General features: G+C 29.7%; 10 protein-coding genes. 7 read left to right on the forward strand and 3 right to left on the reverse strand.

Annotation, left to right across the window (positions count from 1 at the left end):
• Window positions 1–112: 112 nt before the first annotated feature.
• The 4 genes from AAID94_00200 (at window position 113) to AAID94_00215 (ending at window position 7,564) form a co-directional block, all read left to right on the forward strand.
• A complete protein-coding gene (locus tag AAID94_00200) occupies window positions 113–2,605 on the forward strand; it encodes a pentapeptide repeat-containing protein (protein XAK23981.1) in 2,493 nt (830 codons plus the stop codon).
• Between the two features lie 20 nt (window positions 2,606–2,625).
• Window positions 2,626–4,533, forward strand: coding sequence for a pentapeptide repeat-containing protein (locus AAID94_00205; protein XAK23982.1), 1,908 nt, complete (start codon window positions 2,626–2,628; stop codon window positions 4,531–4,533).
• A gap of 31 nt (window positions 4,534–4,564) precedes the next feature.
• Window positions 4,565–6,106 (forward strand): pentapeptide repeat-containing protein, encoded by a 1,542-nt coding sequence (locus AAID94_00210; GenBank protein XAK23983.1) that lies wholly within the window; start codon window positions 4,565–4,567, stop codon window positions 6,104–6,106.
• Window positions 6,107–6,202: 96 nt separating this feature from the next.
• Window positions 6,203–7,564, forward strand: coding sequence for a biosynthetic peptidoglycan transglycosylase (locus tag AAID94_00215; protein XAK23984.1), 1,362 nt, complete (start codon window positions 6,203–6,205; stop codon window positions 7,562–7,564).
• 78 nt (window positions 7,565–7,642) lie between these two features.
• Here the strand turns inward: AAID94_00215 and AAID94_00220 are convergent, their stop codons facing one another.
• Window positions 7,643–8,839 carry a multidrug effflux MFS transporter gene (locus AAID94_00220; GenBank protein XAK23985.1) on the reverse strand — a complete coding sequence of 399 codons (1,197 nt, stop codon included), beginning with the start codon at window positions 8,837–8,839 and terminating at the stop codon, window positions 7,643–7,645.
• Window positions 8,840–8,944: 105 nt separating this feature from the next.
• Between AAID94_00220 and AAID94_00225 the strand changes: the two genes are divergently transcribed.
• On the forward strand, window positions 8,945–10,294 hold the full coding sequence (locus AAID94_00225; protein XAK23986.1) for a DUF2130 domain-containing protein: 1,350 nt from the start codon (window positions 8,945–8,947) through the stop codon (window positions 10,292–10,294).
• Here the strand turns inward: AAID94_00225 and AAID94_00230 are convergent.
• Complete coding sequence (locus AAID94_00230) at window positions 10,291–10,941, reverse strand: poly(A) polymerase (GenBank protein ID XAK23987.1); 651 nt, start codon at window positions 10,939–10,941, stop codon at window positions 10,291–10,293. The genes AAID94_00225 and AAID94_00230 overlap by 4 nt on opposite strands.
• On the reverse strand, window positions 10,941–12,749 hold the full coding sequence (typA, locus tag AAID94_00235; protein ID XAK23988.1) for a translational GTPase TypA: 1,809 nt from the start codon (window positions 12,747–12,749) through the stop codon (window positions 10,941–10,943). The genes AAID94_00230 and typA overlap by 1 nt, the downstream gene beginning before the upstream one ends.
• A gap of 128 nt (window positions 12,750–12,877) precedes the next feature.
• Between typA and AAID94_00240 the strand changes: the two genes are divergently transcribed.
• Entirely contained in the window at window positions 12,878–13,201 is a 324-nt protein-coding gene (locus tag AAID94_00240; protein XAK23989.1) for a hypothetical protein, read from the forward strand.
• A gap of 13 nt (window positions 13,202–13,214) precedes the next feature.
• Window positions 13,215–15,287: a flagellar hook-length control protein FliK gene (locus AAID94_00245; protein XAK23990.1), complete on the forward strand. Its 2,073-nt coding sequence runs from the start codon at window positions 13,215–13,217 to the stop codon at window positions 15,285–15,287.

The following is a 15,287-nucleotide window of genomic DNA, read 5'->3' on the forward strand; positions in this document are numbered from 1 at the left end:
AAATTTATAGCAAAATACTAAAAACCAAAGATAATGAAAACAAAACCAATTCTTTGGTTTATAAGCTTTACAATCTCACTGAAGATGAGATAAAAATCATAGAAGGCAAGTAATGGAAGAATTTGATAAAGAATTAGCACAATACGGGATTTTGGCAAAAAATGGCAAGCAAGATATAAAAGATAATAAAATAACTATAATCAATGCCGAAATAAAAGAGATAAATTTTCAAAAATTGCAAGAAAAAGCCATAAAAGAAATTTGTATACTTGAGAGTGAAATAAAATATTTTTATTTCTTAGAAAAGAATACTATAAAAATAGATTTTAGAAATTGTAATTTTAAAAATCAAATTATCGCTAGAAAAGCATATTTTGAAAATGAAGTTATATTTCAGCAATGCGTGTTTGATGCTGTAGTAGATTTTTCTAAAACAAAATTTGATTCTAAGGTAGATTTTTCATTATCTGTGTTTAAAGGTGAAGTGAGATTTATGGAAACTCAGTTTCAAGCAGAGCAAAGTAATAATGAAACAATAGAAAATGATTTTGAAGAGGCTGTTTTTGAAGAAAGAGTGTCTTTTGATAATGCTATATTTAAAGCAAGGGTTAGTTTTACATCCTCGCATTTCAAAGATGAAGTAAATTTTGTAAAAACTGAATTTCAAGCAAATCAAAACGACAGTGATATAATCGAAAATCAATTTTTAGGAGTTGTTTTTATAGGAAAGACATTCTTTAATAACGCTACATTTAAAGCAAGGGTTAGTTTTGTGCTTTCACAGTTTAAAGAAGAGGTAAGATTTATAGAAACTCAGTTTCAAGCAGGGCAAAGTAATAATGAAACAATAGAAAATGATTTTAGAGAAGTTATTTTTGAAGGAAGAGCATCTTTTTCTAACGCTACATTTAAAGCAAGGGTTAGTTTTGCGCTTTCACAGTTTAAAAGTGAAGCAAACTTTATAAAAACTGAATTTCAAGCAAATCAAAACGACAGTGATATAATCGAAAATCAATTTTTAGGAGTTGTTTTTATAGGAAAGACATTCTTTAATCATGCTATATTTAAAGCAAGGGTTAGTTTTGCGCTTTCACAGTTTAAAGAAGAGGTAAGATTTATAGAAACTCAGTTTCAAGCAGAGCAAAGTAATAATGAAACAATAGAAAATGAATTTAGAGAAGTTATTTTTGAAGGAAGAGCATTTTTTTCTAATGCTACATTTAAAGCAAGGGTTGGTTTTAGAATTTCACAGTTTAAAAGTGAAGCAAACTTTACAAAAACTGAATTTCAAGCAAATCAAAGCGACAGTGATATAATCGAAAATCAATTTTTAGGAGTTGTTTTTATAGGAAAGACAATCTTTAATCATGCTACATTTAAAGCAAGGGTTAGTTTTACACTTTCACAGTTTAAAGATGAAGTAAGGTTTGCAGGAGTCAAATTTCAAGCAGAGCAAAGTAGTAATCGCAAAATTATAGAAAATGAATTTAGGGAAGTTGTCTTTAAAGGAAAGGTAACTTTTGATAGTCTTGTATTTAAAGCAAGAATTAGCTTTTTGTTATCGACATTTAAAGATGAAACATTCTTTTTAAATATAAATCCAAATAATTGTATATTTCATAATGTAGAATTTAATAAAATAAATTTTATTCATATTGATGATATAAATGCAGAATCTTATGTATTCCAAAACACGGTATTTAAAGATACATTAAGCTTTAAAGGAATGGAATTTGAAAGATTGGAATTTGATAATGTTTTGTTTAATGGTGTTGTAACCTTTAGCAATACAAAGTTCAATGCTAAACCACAATTTATAAACTGCACTTTTTCTAATCAATTTAACATAGAACATCAATATATCAAATATAGTGATAAAGATATAGAAAATAAGATAAATAATATACAAGATAAAAATGATAAATTTCGCGCCTTGCTAAATTTAAGAGATTTGTTTAGGAAGCTAAAGAGTAACCGCATAGCTCATCACAATCTAATCGACGCTTCAGAACTAAGAACGCAAGAGCTTTATGCTAGGGAGTTGGAGCTAAAGTATAAAGAAAAGAAAAGCTTAAGAGAAAAAATCGAACGATGGCAACTTTTCTTTTATCGCAAGCTTTGCGATCATCATACCGATATTTTACAAAGTTTAAATTCGCTTATTTTGGTGATAGGGATTTTTGTGCTATCAAGCGTTGCGATAGTTGCTAATTTTAACTATCGTCTTGGATATAAGCCTATCTTGGAGCATTGGTATTTTTCATTGGATTTTTATAATCATCATATAAATTCTATCATACAAGATAATTATTTGTTTATGATGGCAGTAAATTTTGCAATGCTTTTTACTTATTTGGGTTTAGTTGGACTTGCTTTATGCCTAAAATATATGAGAGAATTTTTTATAATTATATCTTATGTGATAACTCTTTCAGTCCTAGTGGTTTCACCGAAAATTCTTATCCCTGCTATGGGAATTTTTACAGATAAAAGAGCTATGCTAGATCCGCTTAGCACAATGGGTGGAATTTATACAATCGTTTTTGGTTTTGTTGTATTTTCTTTTATAAAAACAATTAGAAAAAATTCCATAGTGCCAAGCTGAAAAATAGGAAGGATTAAATGATGAAAAAAACACTTGAAAAAATACTTAATACCTTAGAGAAATGTTGTGAAGAAACACATCAAAATGATAAGAGTGAAAGTGATGAAAGTAAGAGTAAAAGCGGTAACCAAGAAGCTAGCACTAAACAGAAATTATCCAAAGTTTTATCTATAAATGAACAATATATATTTGCTCCAAGTCATAAAGAAACAAAAGAAACAATAAAAGAAATAAAAGCAAAAGGAGACTTTAGGCAAGGAGATGAGTTATTTTCTGATGATGGAAAATGGTATTTGATTCGCAAGGCAACACTAGACTTATCTTCATTATGTGATAATATGAACAATATCCAGTATAATGCTATTGCCCAGTGTAATATTATTTTTAGCGAATGTAATATTAGCTTAAGTGATAAGCAATCAGAGAATAATCGCATTGTTAAAACCAATCTATACTTTTACAATTGTACTTTTGAAAAGTCATTAAATTTGAAAAATATTATTTTTGAAAAAACATTAACTTTTAATCAGTGTGCGTTTTATAATGACTTAAAAATATATCAAAACCAATTTTTAGATCATTTGGTTTTTATAAATTGCTCCAATGAGCAAAATGATAAAAAAATCATATCCTTAGATTTGCAAGAAAACGAATTTGAAGGATATCTTTTTATAAAAAATTGCACCATAAAAAATATAAATTTGTGGAAAAATAAATTTAAAAATAGGTGTTATTTTGTAGATTCTAATTTTGGATATAAGGATAAAGTGAATAAAGCAGAATTAAATTTTTCAAATGCTCATTTTGAAGACGAAGTTTATTTTAACAACTCTGAATTTTATAATTATGCTGATTTTCACGAGTGTAAATTTGACAATATAGCTTGTTTTTATGGAGTGAAGTTTTATAAGGCTCCGAATTTTTCTCAAGTAGTTTTAAAAGGTAATTTGAATGCTTTAAATATAACTTCAAATTTTGTATTTGATGATTTAAAAATACAAATAAAGAAAGAACAAGAAAATTTTAATAAAGATAAAAAAGAACAAGATAAAAAACCTTTATACAAATTTTCAAATGATTTTAGAGATTCTTTTAGGACTTTTAAAAGTGCTTTGATAAAAGATAACAATCTTTTAGATGCTTCAAATTTTCACAAATACGAGCTTTATTGTAAAGAGCTAGAGTTAAAAAATAAAAAAGCTACAACTTTTAAAGATATAGTAGACAGATATCAACTTGTCTTTTATCGCAAGCTTTGTGATCATCATACAGACTTACTCAAAGCATTTCATAACTTACTTATAGTCGTTATGCTTTTTGGTATGTTTTCTTTTGCACTTGATAAATTTAAACAACCTAGTCATATAGAAAATGATATAAAATATAACATCGTTAAAGTAGATTCTAATGAAAATTATATTTTTAAAGAACACAACAAAACCACTTACAATCTCTTATCTTTAAATATAGAGAAAGAAAGCGATAAATTTATAAAGAATGATTTTGTTTATATGATAGTTTTTTTAATTTTGGTTTTATTGTTACTTTCTTTTAATATTTTTACAAGCATATATATTTTTGGTTCAATTTTATATTTGATATTTAGTTTTTTAGATTTGCTAGCTTTGTATACCCATATTGCTGTTATTGTTTTTTTTGTACTGTTTGCTTTAAAATTTATCTTACTTGATGACAGACAAAGATACAAAAGAGGTATTGTTGTCGCTATTTCTTATACAGTTTGTATTTTTACACTGTTGGTTAAACCTAGCTTATTGCTACCCGCACTTGGAAGTTTTTTAGATAAAGATTCTAATGCTACTTATCCTTTGTTGCTTAGCTTGTCTGTGGTGTATTTTATACTTGTGGTATTGATATTGTTCTCACTCCAAAAAACCGCACGAAAGAATTCCATAGTGCCAAGTTAAAATGGTATAATAAAAAAACGAAAGGTTAAAAATGACAAATACACAAATCAATGACAAGATTTTAGAGTTAGCTAATTATTTAAAAATAGACAATACATGTATTTACCATAATGCTAGATTGCAATGTATACAAATTAATAATGCCGTTATAAAGAATTTTAGTTTTAAATTATTTAATGAGTATAAATTATCATTTTTCAAATGCACATTTTTGTGTGAAATAAACGAAGCTCCTGGTTTTTTTGAGATAGAAAATCCAGTTTATATCTATGATTGTACTTTTGAAGAAAATGTTATTTCATATAATATCAAATTTAAAAGCAATGTGGTTATAGCTCGTTGTAACTTTAATAAAAAGCTTTATTTTGAGGCAAATACATTTTGTAATTCTTCTAATTTTGAAAGAAATTTTTATAATTATGCTAGTTTTGAAAAAAGCCATTTTGAAAAAAGTACAACTTTTTACAATTCTACTTTTAACGGTTTAAATTTTTCACAAGCAGTTTTCAATGAAAATTTAAATATGGTTAATGCAAAATTAAATTTTACTTTTTCTAATTTAGAAGAAAAAATCAAACAAGAATGCAACAATTTTAACAAAAAAAATGAGCAAGATGAAAAACCTTTAGATGAAATTGCAAATGATTTTAGAGATTCTTTTAGGACTTTTAAAAGTGCTTTGATAAAAGATAACAATGCCTTGGACGCTTCAAATTTTCACAAATGTGAGCTTTATTGCAAAGAGATAGAGTTAAAAGAAAGTTGGAATAAAAAAGGTGAGAATATAAAAAATATGACAGATTTAGAAAAAAATATTTGGAGAATTCGGGATTTTGTGGATTTTTTACTTTTAGGATTTTATAGAAAGCTTTGCGATCATCACACAGACTTTTTAAAAGTTTTTAATAATCTTGTATTGTTAATTGTTTTATATGCTTTGTTTTTTTCAGGCTTTGTTTGGCTTCATGATGATGAATTAAAAGACACAAGAAAAATTTTAACTTTATTTGAATTTTTTGATAGGTTTAAATCTTATTTTGAAATAGGAAGTGTCATTTGTGTAATTTTTGGTTGTGGTTTGTTTGTTTACAAATTAAAATCATATGAAGCAAAAAATAATACCTCAAAAAAACAAAAAATAAATTTTATATATATTATTAATGATTTTTGGAATTTGATTAAAAGTTTATTTTTCGCAATCTTTATTTCTTGTATGTTTTATATATTATTGTTTAAATTTATTGGATTTTTCTTAAATTTAGACAAAGATTTTGGATATTCACTACTTATAAATACTTTGTTTGTTAGTTTATATATTTGTTTAGTTTATACCAAATCTTTGCTCTTTGGTAGATATGTGGTGCTTGTATTATCGTATATAGAATTTTTTATAATATTGATAAAACAACCTAGTATAATTCACCCTTTGATTGGAAAAATCGCAAATGAAGCTGATAAAGGTTTTAATTATCCAAGTTTGATGGTGTTAAACATACTATATACCATACTTTTGGCTTTAGTTATTTTCTCACTCCAAAAAACCGCACGAAAGAATTCCATAGTGCCAAGCTGAAAAATTTAAGGTATTGTGATGAAAATTTATAGCAAAACGCTAAGAACCAAAGAAATAGAAAATTTTAGTAGCAATAAGAACTATGAGGAATAAATAGTGAATTGGCAACAATATTTTCCAACGTATCATTTTGATCATAAAAAAAATAGAGATATTGCTTTAGAGGAATATAAATTTTGTTGTAAGATTCTTGAAAGTGAAGAAAGAATTTTCGATAATTTAATCAAATATATGCTTACATTTGGGACAATTATTATCTCTCTTTTATCGGGTGCAAGTGAAAAAATAAAAGTAATATTTAAAGGTATAGCAGAAAATCCGAACTATATTATATGGATTATTACTGTTTTGGTATTGCTATTTTTTATCTTTATGACAAAAAATTTTGCAGAAAAGCAAAAGTCTATTATTTTTTCGAAACGAAAAATTATCATACTAAGAAGAATGCTTGGAATGGACTATGGAACTCAAGAATTTTTATTTAAAAAAGGCATGCTCGAAGGTGCCAATATGCCTTTTAGCATTAAACTAAAATTCAATTATTTATATCATATTATTCCTATTCTATGTTTTGTAGCATTATTGCTTATAATATGTATTTTTTTAGGATATTCTTTAATGCATGCCATTGTTTTTAATAGCATAATGATTATAGCATTGTATTTGTTTTATATTTATTGTATTTTAGATATAAATGAAACAATGCTTTTGGTTATTATTAGAATATTATTTTCAAAATTAGGAATAAAATTTGTAGATAATTTTGAACACGTTTTATATAGGGCTAAATTATCAGCTTATGAATGCAGAAGACAAAAAATTGATTTAAATAACCTTAAAAAAATGCTAGTTGCGATTGAAGATCAAAAATTTTATCAACATAAAGGAGTAGATTTTAAAGCATTATGTAGAGCTTTGTTATCTCGCGGTAGAAAAATACCTTTTTTTAATAAAATATCTTTTATTAAAAATATTCCATTTACCGGTGGTTCTACTATTACTCAGCAGCTTTTCAGGACTTTGTTTATTGAAAATATGAATAAAAAAAGATATCGAAGAAAGATGGCTGAAATTCTTTTAAGTTATTTTTGGTTTAATAAAATTTTAAATAAAGAAGAGCAACTTGAAATTTATCTGAGTGCTGTACGCTTCGATAAAAAAATATTTGGAATAATGCAAGCAATGCGCCATTTTTACGGTGGTGATAATAATAAAAATCTTTCAAAAGCTCAATCATTTTTTCTTATTGAACGTGTTTCTGTTACGAGTGGAACAATGCTTCCAAAAGTGATTGATACTATCGTAAGACTAGAAAAACAAAAAAAATTAAACAAAGAGGATATTAAAGATATTATTAAAATATATACTAAAGCTCAGCAAGATAATAAAATTACAGTAATTTTTAACAATAGAAATATTCTAGAAGAATTATCCAAAAAATACGAGCATCAAAACTAGTGTTTTATACAGCATTATCCTTTTGCTTTGTATTTTCTCACTCCAAAAAACCGCACGAAAGAATTCCATAGTGCCAAGCTAAGCCTTACGCTTAGCTTGAAAATACACTCCATTTGCTATCAAGACACAAGCACACATCACGCAAGCAAGGATTATCGGTGTATTGGCATCTAAAGCACTGACTACAGAGGAGATGAGTCCTGCTAGGGCAAATTGTATAAAGCCAAGCACCGCAGAAGCGGTTCCGCTATGGTCTTTAAATCTCGCCATAGCCAAAGTCGTGGTATTGGGTGCGATAAAGCCAAGCATAGCGATACTTGTAAAAATGCTTGCTTCAAAAAGAAATAAATTCGGATACAAAAAGGCATTGATAAGCAAGATCAAAGTTGATACAAACATGATTATCAAGGCTTTTGAAAGTATTTTTTCACTTTCAAATTTACGCACTAGCCTTGCATTGATATTTGCACAGATGACAAAGCCTAGGGCATTTACTCCAAAAAGTATGCCAAATTGTTGCTCGCTTAAGCCAAAAAATTGTGTAAATACAAAACTCGAACCCGTGATATAAGCAAACATCGCAGCCAAAGCCAAAGCAGCACAAAAGACATAGGTTAAAAAGCGTTTATCTTTTAAAACAAATTTATAGCTTTTCATCGCTTCTTCGTGGGAGAATTTTTTATTTTTAAGGTGTGGTGCGGATTCTTTTAAGCCAAAAAGTATCATCAAAAAAAGCAAAATTCCCAAAGCAAACAAAGTCGTAAAAATGCTATGCCATGAAAAATACTCCAGCAAAAAGCTTCCAAAAGTCGGCGAAAGCATAGGAGCAAGGGAGGTAAATACCATCATCAAAGCAAAGATCCCCGCAGCCTCTTTGATCTCAAACAAGTCATTTACTATAGCTCTTGCGATCACTACTCCCGCACAGCCTCCTAGTGCTTCAAAAAATCTCAAAGCGATAAAGGCATAGATATTGTCGATGATCACACAAAACAAGCTTGAAACGATAAAGAAGAAAATTCCTACCAAAGCGGGAATTTTACGCCCAAAGATATCGCTTAAAGGCCCATATATGAGTTGTCCTAAGGCAAAGGCGATGAAAAAGCTTGCAAGGCTAAGTTGGGTCAGCGCCTTAGAGGCGTTAAAACTTTGCTCTACATGGCTAAGCGCAGGTAAATACATATCTGTAGAAAGTGGTGCTATGCTTGACATCAAAGCAAGGATGATGATGAGTTTGAGCTTTGAAAAGCCGTGAATTTTGGTGTGTTTTTGCATTTGTAATCCTAATTATTTTTAAAACAAGGATTTTAACAAGTCAATCTTAGAATAATCTTTGTTTTTCTATGTTAAATTTATAGAAAAATTCTCAAGGAAGTCTTTATGCCAAATTTTAATCAAAACGAGCAAATCAAATGCCCAAGTTGTGGAAGTTTTATCGATATTAGCACTGCTTTATATGCTCAAATTTTAGACAAAGCCAAGCAAGAAATGCTCAAGCAAAAAAAAGAATTTGAAGATGAGGTAAATGCCAAAAGAGCCGAGTACATCAAGGCCTTAAACGACTTAAAAGCCCAAAAGCTAGAGCAAGAAAAACTCATAAGCGAGCAAGTAAGCCAAAAACTTCTTTTAGAAAAACAAAAATTCGAGCAAGAATTGCTAACACAAAGGCAAAATTTCCAAAAAGAATTCAGCGAAAAATTTAATAAAGAGCATGAAAATGAGATGAAAATCATGCAAGAAGAATTAGAAAAAAAGAGCAAAGAACTCACCGAATTCTTAAGCGTAAAAGCTGAAAATGAAAGACTAAAAAGAGAGCAAAAAGAAAACGAAGAAAGACTGAAATTTCAAGCTAAAGAAGAAGCTTTTAAAGAATTTAAAGAGCAAGAAAGTAAAAATTTGGAATTTGAAAGAGATAAGATGCGTCTTGAATTTCAAAAAAGCACTCAAGAGCAGGAGTTAAAATACAAAGAATTAGAAACAAATTTTAAAAGCGTAGCTCAAAAGCTAGAGGACGCACAACGCAGGATAGAGCAAGGCTCACAGCAACTCCAAGGAGAAGCAGCAGAACTACTCATAGAAGAATACATCCAAAACGAATACATCGGCGATGAGGTAAAAGAAGTGCCAAAGGGTGTAAATGGGGCGGATTGTTTGCATATCGTAAAAGACAGCTTTGGCAATATTTGCGGTAGTATTTTGTATGAGAGCAAACGCACTAAAGAGTTTAATAAAGAATGGATTGACAAGCTTAAGCTTGACAGCATAGCTGCTAAGAGTGATATAGCGGTTTTAATCACCAAAACCATGCCTAAAGAAAAGCAAAAAACGCATTTTAAAGAGGGGATTTTAATCTGCACTTTTGCTGAATTTAAAGGTGTTTTGGCGGTGCTTAGAGAAAGCATAGTCAATGCTTACAAGCTCAAAAATGCTTTGCAAAACAAAGATGAGAAAAACCATATCTTATACGAATACCTAAATTCTAAGGAATTTAACACTCAAATCACCTTTATACTCAAAACTTATCAAAATATGAAAGAAGAGCTAGAAGCAGAAAAAAGAGCCTTGCAAAATATATGGAAAAAAAGAGAAAGAGCCATAGAAAATTTAAGCTTTAATTCTACTGCCATAGTGAGTTCTTTAAATGCTATATTTAGCGACTTGCAAGGCGGGAATTTGATAGGCGAAGAAGGACTTAAAAGCTTGGAAAATTTGGCAAAAGATGAGGATTAAATTTTGATGATTTTTTCTTCTATTAGCTTGAGATTGTTTTCTAAATTTTTGAAATTTTTTTCTAGGCTTTCTTTTAAGTCTATGAAAAAAGGGTTTTTTAGGGTAGCGATGAGATAGTGATTGTCCTTAGAAAAGATATGATTTAGAGTGAAATTTTTATCTTGTAATTTAACATAAATTTTCTCTTCATCTTCAAAACTAGGATTTTTGCTAGGCTTTAAAATTTCAAGCAAAATTCCACAAAAAAAGCGTTTGTTTTCATCGATGAAATGGATATCATAAATTTTAAATTCTTTAAATTCAAAGCAATTTTGGCTTTTAAAGTCCTTTAAATTTTCGCTAAGTTCTAGTTTTAAAAAATCTTTTTGGCTTAAACTTTCTTTTCTAAATTTAGCCCCAAAACGACGCAAAAATAAATTCAAAGCATCAAATTCTAATTCTTTTTTTGCAAGTTTGAGTTTTTTAGCTGTAAAGCGAAAGAAAAAAATGCCTACAAACACAGCAAGGATGATGGCTATTAAAATATCTTTTGTAAAAACAAAGGCTAAAAAGCCTACAAGTAAAGCTTCTATAATGCTTAAGAATTTTAAAATTCCTAAGCGTTTAAGTATATAAAGTCTTCTATTTTCTAAGCTTTTTAAGTCCATTAAGATTTTGCTTTTTCCATTCTTTTTCTTTGAGTTGGATCAAGATAGCGTTTGCGAACACGCACATTTTGAGGTGTAACTTCTACAAGTTCATCTTCTTCTATCCACTCTAAAGCTCTTTCAAGGCTTAATTTTCTAGGCGGTACAAGCTTGATCGCATCATCGCTTCCACTTGCTCTTACATTGGTAAGATTTTTTCCTTTGATAGGGTTAACATCTAAGTCGTTTGGACGAGAGTGCTCACCTATAATCATCCCTGTATATACTTTGGTTTGAGGTTCTATGAAAAGCACGCCGCGTTCTTGAAGGTTAAACAAAGAATACCCCAAAGCCACGCCATTTTCCATAGAGATCAAAGCACCATTGTTACGCTTTTCAACTGCACCACTGAAAGGGCGGAATTCTAAAAAGCTATGGTTCATTACGCCTTCGCCTTTGGTATCGGTTAAAAATTGAGATCTAAAGCCTATAAGTCCGCGTGCAGGAATTTCAAATTCAAGTCTTGTTTGTCCATCGCCTGTAGGTGCCATAGTTTTCATTTCAGCTTTTCTTTTTCCAAGCTTTTCTATCACTGCACCACTAAATTCTTCAGGCACATCGATAACTAAATGTTCAAATGGTTCTGTCTTAACCCCATCTTCAACTTTTACGATAACTTCAGGTCTTCCCATGCAAAACTCAAAGCCCTCACGACGCATATTTTCAGCTAAAATAGTGATTTGAAGTTCGCCCCTACCGCTTACTTTAAATTTGCCTTCGCCTGTGCTTTCGTATTTCATCGCGATATTGGTTTTCATTTCAGCTTCTAAGCGTTCAGCGATTTTGTTTGAAGTTACATGCTTTCCTTCGGTTCCTGCTAAGGGACCATCATTTACTGAAAATACTATGCTTAAGGTTGGTTCTTCGATGTGTAAAGGATCAAGTGGCATAGGATTGTTTGGATCTACAACGCTATCGCCCACATCTAAAGCTTCAAAACCTGCGATCGCAACGATATCGCCACTGCCTGCTTCTTCTATATCCATTTTTTCTAAACCCATAAAACCGATGAGTTTTGAAATTCTACCATTTACTTTAGTGCCATCGGCTTTTGCAAGCATTACGCTTTGATTTTTCTTCACAACGCCGTTGAAAATTCTAGCAATTCCTATTTTACCTACGAAGTTATCATATCCTAAAGTGAAGACTTGAAGTTGTAAAGGATTTTCATTTGTACCGCTTGGTGCTGGAACGCGTTCGAGTATGGTTTTAAAAAGAGGCTCCATATTGTCGCTTTCATCGTTTAGATCAAGCTTAGCATAACCATTTTTTGCTGCAGCATAAACGATAGCAAAGTCAAGTTGCTCATCGTTTGCATCTAAGGCTACAAAAAGGTCGAAAATTTCGTTGATTACTCTTTCAGGATCAGCAGCTGGTTTGTCGATTTTGTTGATTACAACTATAGGTTTAAGTCCTAAAGATAGGGCTTTTTTAACTACGAATTTAGTTTGTGGCATAACGCCTTCTTGTGCATCGACTAAGAGTAAAACCCCATCGATCATTTTTAAAACACGCTCTACTTCTCCACCAAAATCGGCGTGGCCTGGAGTGTCTATGATGTTGATTTTTGTGCCTTTATAATTGATAGCTGTGTTTTTTGAAAGTATGGTGATACCGCGTTCTTTTTCTATATCGTTACTATCCATAACGCGTTCTGAAATTTGTTCTCTTTCACTAAAAGTACCTGATTGTTTCAGTAGTTCATCTACCATAGTAGTTTTACCATGGTCAACGTGGGCTATAACTGCGATATTTCTAATATTTTCCAAGATACTCTCCAAATTTAAATTCAAAGCCAAAATTATATAGAACTTTTGCTTAATTTTTCAAAAAGCAAAAGTTGGAACGCTTCTTGCTTCTAATTTGCTTAGATATCATTTTTAAAAAGGAAGTTAAAATGTCAAAACCATTAAATACAGAGTTTTTTATAGAGCTTGATACTCAATTAATCAACAGAAAAAGTGAAGTATTGCTTCAAGTTTTAGATCTTTTAGAAACTTTAAAATCTAATCAAAATGAAAAAATGGCAAGAATATCAAGCGAGCTTACAGAGCTTTTGGAAAATGAAGAAAATCTTGAAAAAATTACCAATGCTCAAAATTTAGAAGAGCTTTTGGATATTTTAGTTGCTTTAAATGAAGATAAGATGATCAAAGTATATGAGAATGCTTATTTGAAAGAAAAATTTCCTCATTTAGCGTCAAGTCAATTTTTAAAATAATTAAGGAACAATCATGTCAAATTTGACCCCAAGTAATGACATCTTAAATCTTACTCCAAGTAAGACAAATACAACCCATAGTTCATCGAGTAAAACTAAAGAGCAAGATTTAAAAAAATCTGACAATACAACACAAGATGATACAGAGAGTTTTTTAAATTCTTTACTCAATTCTATCGAAGAAACAAATGAGTTTTTGCCTGATCATATGAAAATCAGTCAAAAAGAAGTTGTTAATGAAGCTATGGATAAATTACAAAATGGGGTTTTTAGCGAGAGTGATAAAATAAGTATTTTTGAATCCGCCTCTTTTATGCAAATTTTATCTTTGCTTGATAAGTTAAAAGCAGATACAGCCGATATCAAACTTGCCAATCTTTCCACCCAGCTTTCTCAACTTGTAAAAACAGAAGCTAATTTTAATGCCCTAAAAAGTGCAAGCAATCTTAGCGAGCTTTTGAATATAGCTAAAGATTTGGGTTTGAATGTAAAAAATATCAAAGTAGATCGTTTGCTAGATCTTAAGGCTACTTTTCCAAATTTAGATAAGGCTAATTTCTTTAAGGGTGCAGTGGATAATGTTTTTAAAGAGATTATAAACAATAAACTTGCCCATATCAGTAAAAATTTAAATCAAAATGTGCAAAATTTAAATCACACTTCGCACGCTAATCTTAATCAAAATTCTAAAAATATAAAATCCAAAGATGATACTTCTTTGCTTTCTCAAACTTTAAAAAATTTAGATGCTATCATTTCAAGTAAAAATGAAAAAAAAGACAAAGCCGAAATCAAAAATGATAATGTTAAAATTCAAACAGATAGCGAAACAACAGAATTAAAAAATACTTCTAAAAATTTAAACCATAGCGAGTCTTTAAAAGAACTTGATCAAGAAAATTTAACCAATAATGATAAAAAACTTCCAAATCAAGAGGTGCAAAACAAAGAACACACCAAAGAACTTAAAAATGATAAAAATACACTTTTAAATGAACCTTTAAAAAAAGATGATAAAGAATTAAAAAATACAAATAAAGCTAATGCGCAAGATTTGACACCTAGTAAAAATAATACCACACAAGATAAATTGCCAATGCAAGAGAAGGTATCAACACAAGAAAAGACAATGCCACAAGAGAAAGTATCGACACAAGAAAAGACAATCTTGCAAGATAATAAGGCATCAGTGCAAGAAAAGCCTCTTAATAACAAAGAGGGTTTAAATCAAGAAACAAACAATATCAAAAATACAAAAGATTTAAATCAAGCGTTGGATAAAAATAATAATCTAAGTGAAAATCCTAAAGAACAAGTTAAGAATGAAAATACAAATTTTAACAAAACTTCCAATAAAGAAAATATAAGGGATTCTCAAAATTTGAGTTTAAATTTAAATCCAAAGGATCTTAATCTCAATAAAGACAATAAATCGAGCGTTAAAGACAATACCTTAAAAGACATCAAGCAAAATTTCACAGAGCAAAAAGTTAGTTTTGAAAATTTAAACAAAACTCAATTTGTATCCAATAAAGATAATACAAATTTCACTCACTACACTAATAAAGAAAATTATACACAAGAGCAAGGTAAAATACAGAGTGAGAATACCGAAAAAAATCCTTTAGATGATTTAAATTCTTTAGTAAAGGATTTAAATAAAATTTCACAAAACAATACTAAAAATATCACTCCTAAGGAAACCTTACAACATTTTTCGCAGGATTTAAAAGCAGCAATGGAGCAATACAAAGCCCCAATCACCAAGCTTAGTATCACGCTAAATCCTCACAACCTTGGAGAAGTTGAGGTGACTTTGGTACAAAGAGGAAATAATCTTCATATCAATTTTAATTCCAATACCAATGCAATGAATTTATTTATCCAAAATCAAGCTGAATTTAAAAATTCTCTTGTAAATATGGGATTTACAGGACTTGAAATGAATTTTAGCGATCAAGGAAAAAGAGAGCAAAATCAAAATCAAGGTAAAAATCGAAGTGGATATGGTTTTAAAGATGCTTTAGAAGGGAAAACCGAAAATGAAAAGGTAAATCTAGAGCTTGTTTTGGCTAAGTATTTCTAA

This window comes from Campylobacter coli, from assembly GCA_039516895.1.
Classification (GTDB): Bacteria; Campylobacterota; Campylobacteria; order Campylobacterales; family Campylobacteraceae; genus Campylobacter_D; species Campylobacter_D coli_B.

Excerpts from the sequence above, each read along its gene's own strand:
- AAID94_00200 (XAK23981.1), top strand. The coding sequence starts at position 113 with ATGGAAGAATTTGATAAAGAATTAGCACAATACGGGATTTTGGCAAAA.
- AAID94_00205 (XAK23982.1), top strand. The coding sequence starts at position 2,626 with ATGAAAAAAACACTTGAAAAAATACTTAATACCTTAGAGAAATGTTGT.
- AAID94_00210 (XAK23983.1), top strand. The coding sequence starts at position 4,565 with ATGACAAATACACAAATCAATGACAAGATTTTAGAGTTAGCTAATTAT.
- AAID94_00220 (XAK23985.1), bottom strand. The coding sequence starts at position 8,839 with ATGCAAAAACACACCAAAATTCACGGCTTTTCAAAGCTCAAACTCATC.
- AAID94_00225 (XAK23986.1), top strand. The coding sequence starts at position 8,945 with ATGCCAAATTTTAATCAAAACGAGCAAATCAAATGCCCAAGTTGTGGA.
- AAID94_00230 (XAK23987.1), bottom strand. The coding sequence starts at position 10,941 with ATGGACTTAAAAAGCTTAGAAAATAGAAGACTTTATATACTTAAACGC.
- AAID94_00240 (XAK23989.1), top strand. The coding sequence starts at position 12,878 with ATGTCAAAACCATTAAATACAGAGTTTTTTATAGAGCTTGATACTCAA.
- AAID94_00245 (XAK23990.1), top strand. The coding sequence starts at position 13,215 with ATGTCAAATTTGACCCCAAGTAATGACATCTTAAATCTTACTCCAAGT.